Annotated in this window: 4 protein-coding genes; all 4 read right to left on the bottom strand. The window is 63.5% G+C overall.

The window, feature by feature from the left end:
* On the bottom strand, window positions 1–1,023 hold a 1,023-nt coding region (locus tag EOA22_RS27170; protein WP_164755866.1), incomplete at its 3' end, for an 8-amino-7-oxononanoate synthase.
* Window positions 1,020–1,988, bottom strand: coding sequence for a biotin synthase BioB (gene bioB, locus EOA22_RS27175; RefSeq protein WP_224570943.1), 969 nt, complete (start codon window positions 1,986–1,988; stop codon window positions 1,020–1,022). The genes EOA22_RS27170 and bioB, both read right to left, overlap by 4 nt.
* 174 nt (window positions 1,989–2,162) lie before the next feature.
* Complete coding sequence (nadC, locus tag EOA22_RS27180; RefSeq protein WP_063169252.1) at window positions 2,163–3,044, bottom strand: carboxylating nicotinate-nucleotide diphosphorylase; 882 nt, start codon at window positions 3,042–3,044, stop codon at window positions 2,163–2,165.
* A 1-nt stretch (window position 3,045) separates the two neighbouring features.
* The coding region (locus tag EOA22_RS27185; protein WP_127390351.1) for an FAD-binding protein at window positions 3,046–3,787 on the bottom strand (742 nt) is incomplete at its 5' end.

Raw genomic sequence — 3,787 nt, forward strand, 5'->3', positions numbered from 1 at the left:
GCGAATGCCGCGTTTGTCGAAGCCGCGTGCCTGCAGTCCTGCCGCCACCGCCATGGTGCGGCTGTTATCGCCGATCACAAGCGGCTGGATCTGCGAGCCGCTGGGCATCACGCCGCAGCGTTCGGCCAATTGCCGGCTCGCGAAAGCGACACGCTCGTGCAACTGAGCACGACGCATAGGCTCGTCAGACAGAATAGTCAGCGCCTCACGTGCCGCGACTGCCATCAGCGGCGATGGTGCGGTCGCATAGATGAATGGCCGGCACCGGTTGATAAGATAGTCGCACAGTGTTCGCGGTCCGGTAACGAGCGCGCCGGATGCGCCAAGCGCCTTGCCGCATGTGTGGAGCGTGACGATGTTGTCGCGGCCTTCATACGCGGCGGCCAGTCCCCGGCCGTCCGGTCCCCAGACGCCGGTGGCATGCGCTTCATCGACGACGATGAATGCCTGGTACCGATCAGCCAGCGCGACCAGGCTCTCCATCGGCGCACGGTCGCCATCCATGCTGTAAAGGCTTTCGAAGGCGATCCACACCCGCCCCATGCCGCCTTCGGCGCGCCAGCGGGTGATTGCGTCCTCGACAGCGTCGACGTCGTTGTGCGCGGCCAGCTTGAACTCAGCGCGCCCGGCCTGGGCACCCTCATGCATGCTGGCATGAGCGAGCTCGTCGAGGACCAGCAGGTCGCCTTTCTGCGGCAGGGCCGTCAGCAGAGCGAAGTTGGCGATATAGCCGCTGCCGAAGAACAGTGCACGCTCGGCTCCGAAAAATGCCGCTGCGTCCGCCTCCAGTTGCTCATGTTCCGGTGCATTGCCGCGCAACAGCCGCGATCCGGTGGCGCCCACTGGCGTGCCCCGCGCAATCGCCGTCGAAACCGCATCGCCCAGTCTTTTGGAGGCGGCAAGTCCGATATAGTCGTTCGACGAGAAGTCGAGCCCGGCGCGCGGTGCGAGCGTCCGCAACCGGTCCTTGCGCCCCAGTCCCCGCAAGGTTGCGTCATAGCGGGCAAGAATTGCCTCCTTCATTGCGTGGCGAGTTCCATAGGCTCAATGCCGAGGCGCCGGAACAGAAGGGTATCCTTGTCCTCGCCGGGATTTCCCGCCGTCAGCAGCGTGTCGCCGACAAAGATCGAATTGGCGCCGGCAAAGAAGCACAGCGCCTGCGTTTCGTCGCTCATCGCCGTCCTGCCGGCGGACAGCCTTACATAGGATTTCGGCATCATCACCCGCGCGAGCGCAACGATGCGGACGAAATCGATCGGATCGATGGCGTCGGCCGCGGCAAGCGGCGTGCCTTCGATGGGAATAAGCATGTTGATCGGCACGCTTTCCGGCGGCTCGGGCAGGTTCGCGAGCGTGACCAGCATGTCGATGCGATCGGTCTTTTCTTCTCCCATCCCGACAATGCCGCCGCAGCAGACTTTCATCCCAACCGCGCGCACGTGCCCAAGCGTTTTCAGCCGGTCGGCAAAAGTCCTGGTTGAAATAACCTCGCCATAGTAGCGCTCAGAGGTATCGATGTTGTGGTTATAGTAGTCGAGACCGGCCTGCTTCAGGCGAGCAGCTTGCTCAAGATCGAGCATGCCGAGCGTCATGCAGGTCTCCATGCCGAGGGCCTTGACGCCCTCAATCATGGCGACCACAACGTCCATGTCGCGCTCCTTGGGACTTCGCCACGCCGCGCCCATGCAATAGCGCGTTGCGCCGCCATCACGCGCCTTGGCCGCTTCGTCGATGACATGCTTGACGTCCACCAGCTTCGACGCCTTCACACCGGTTTCGTAATGCGCAGACTGGCTGCAATAGCCGCAATCTTCGGGGCACCCGCCGGTCTTGATGCTAAGGAGCCGCGACAGCTGCACTCGGTTTCGATCGAAGTTCTGGCGGTGGATCGTCTGAGCCAGGAACAGCAGATCGTTGAATGGCATGCCGTAGATGGCCTCGGCCTCTTTGCGGTTCCATCGCGGAGGCGTTCCGTCGACCGATTGCATGGTCTGGTTCACGTCGAACTCCGAGTTCATTCCAATCGTCATCGTCAAACCTTTGTTTGCTAGTCCGGTACGCCTTCTTGGCTTTGGGGCGCACTCGCTAAAGGCGAGCTGCGGCACGTCTTTCCAGCACCTCCTACGCCTGCCGAGCTGATGTTGCTCCTCACGCCGTAATCCTCAGTTCAAGTGCTTGCAGATGTTCTGGTGGTCCGGCATGTCCAGGCCGATGTCGAGGATCGGGGCGCTGTGCGTCAGCCAACCCATGGAGATGAGATCGACACCGGTCGCCGCAATCGCCGCCGCCGTTTTCGGCATCACCCGACCGGACGCCTCGGTGATCGTACGGCCATCCACTATAGAAACCGCGCGGGCAAGATCCTCGACCGACATATTGTCGAGCAGCACCGCGTCAACACCAATCGCGAGCGCTGCATCGAGCTGCTTCAGCGTGTCGACCTCGACCTCGACCTTCACCATATGCCCTGCTGCGGCGCGCGCCCGCTCTATTGCTGTGCGCATATCGCCGGCGATCGCGATGTGGTTGTCCTTTATGAGCACGCCGTCATCGAGGCCGAACCGGTGATTGGCACCGCCGCCGACGCGCACGGCGTATTTCTCCAATGCCCGCAGCCCGGGCGTCGTCTTTCGCGTCGATACAATCCTCGCCTTGTGACCGCGCACGGCCTCAACCATGGCCGCTGTGGCAGTGGCAATGCCGCTCAGCCGGCATAAGAAATTGAGGGCCGTGCGTTCGGCCGTGAGCAGGCCTCGTGCGGGTCCGGACAATCTTGCAATGGTTTCCCCGGCCCCAACCTCGCTGCCATCAGGGCGCCAGATCTGGATGTTGATCGCCGGTTCCACGAGAAGGAAGGCATACGAGACCAGATCGAGCCCGGCAACGACGCCCGCCTGCCTCGCTTTGAGCACCAACGTGGCAGTGCAATCATACGGGATAACCGCATCGGTGGTCAGGTCGCCGGATCTGCCCAGGTCTTCGAGGAGCGCAACGCGCACAATCGGTTCGATCAGGGTCGCGGGGAGGGGGGAGAATGAAGTCATATCAAGTGCTCCGTATGGTAGCCCGGCAATCGAGTGCGGCCGCGGCCCGCATTGCGCTGTGCAGTGTCAGCCGTGATGGGCGCACGTTGGCATCGTGGAGCGGGAAATCGGACCGACAGTGCGCGCCTCGACTCTCTTCCCGCCTCAGGGCCGCCGCGGCGATCATCAGTGAGACCAAAGCCGGACCAGAGGCAGCGACACTATTGGCTGCGATCGGCAGCAGGGTCGCCACCGCTTCGCGCATTGCCTCGCCGTCGCGGATGATACCCAGGGCGGCGGAGACAATCGGGCGGACCACGGAAGCGTCTGGTCGTGGAGGGACGAATGTGGAGCATCTGCGCGGTCGCCGGGTATACGACGTGCCGGCAACGCTTTCGGCAACCCAGCTCGCGGTGACCGCCGCTTCGGTGAGCGAGTTGCTGGCCAGGCGGTTGGCGCCGTGCAGGCCGGTACAGGCCACCTCACCGCAGGCCCACAATCCCTCGATGGAGCTGCGGCCGGCGCTGTCTACGGCGACGCCGCCCATGTGATAATGTGCCGCCGGGCGCACCGGGATCAGGTCGGTCGCTGGGTCGATTCCTGCGCTCCGGCACAATTCGGCGATGCCTGGAAAACGCTTGCCAAATCTCGGGCCGAGACTTTGCCGTGCGTCCAGGAATACGCGGCGTCCAACGGCAAGCTGGTGCCAAATGGCGCGCGCTACGACGTCGCGAGGCGCAAGTTCACCGCCAGGTGTGTCGGCG

The organism is Mesorhizobium sp. M7A.F.Ca.US.014.04.1.1 (assembly GCF_003998745.1).
Lineage (GTDB): Bacteria > Pseudomonadota > Alphaproteobacteria > Rhizobiales > Rhizobiaceae > Mesorhizobium > Mesorhizobium ciceri.

Coding starts and splice junctions, on each gene's coding strand:
- bioB (WP_224570943.1), bottom strand. CDS start 1,988: ATGCAATCGGTCGACGGAACGCCTCCGCGATGGAACCGCAAAGAGGCC.
- nadC (WP_063169252.1), bottom strand. CDS start 3,044: ATGACTTCATTCTCCCCCCTCCCCGCGACCCTGATCGAACCGATTGTG.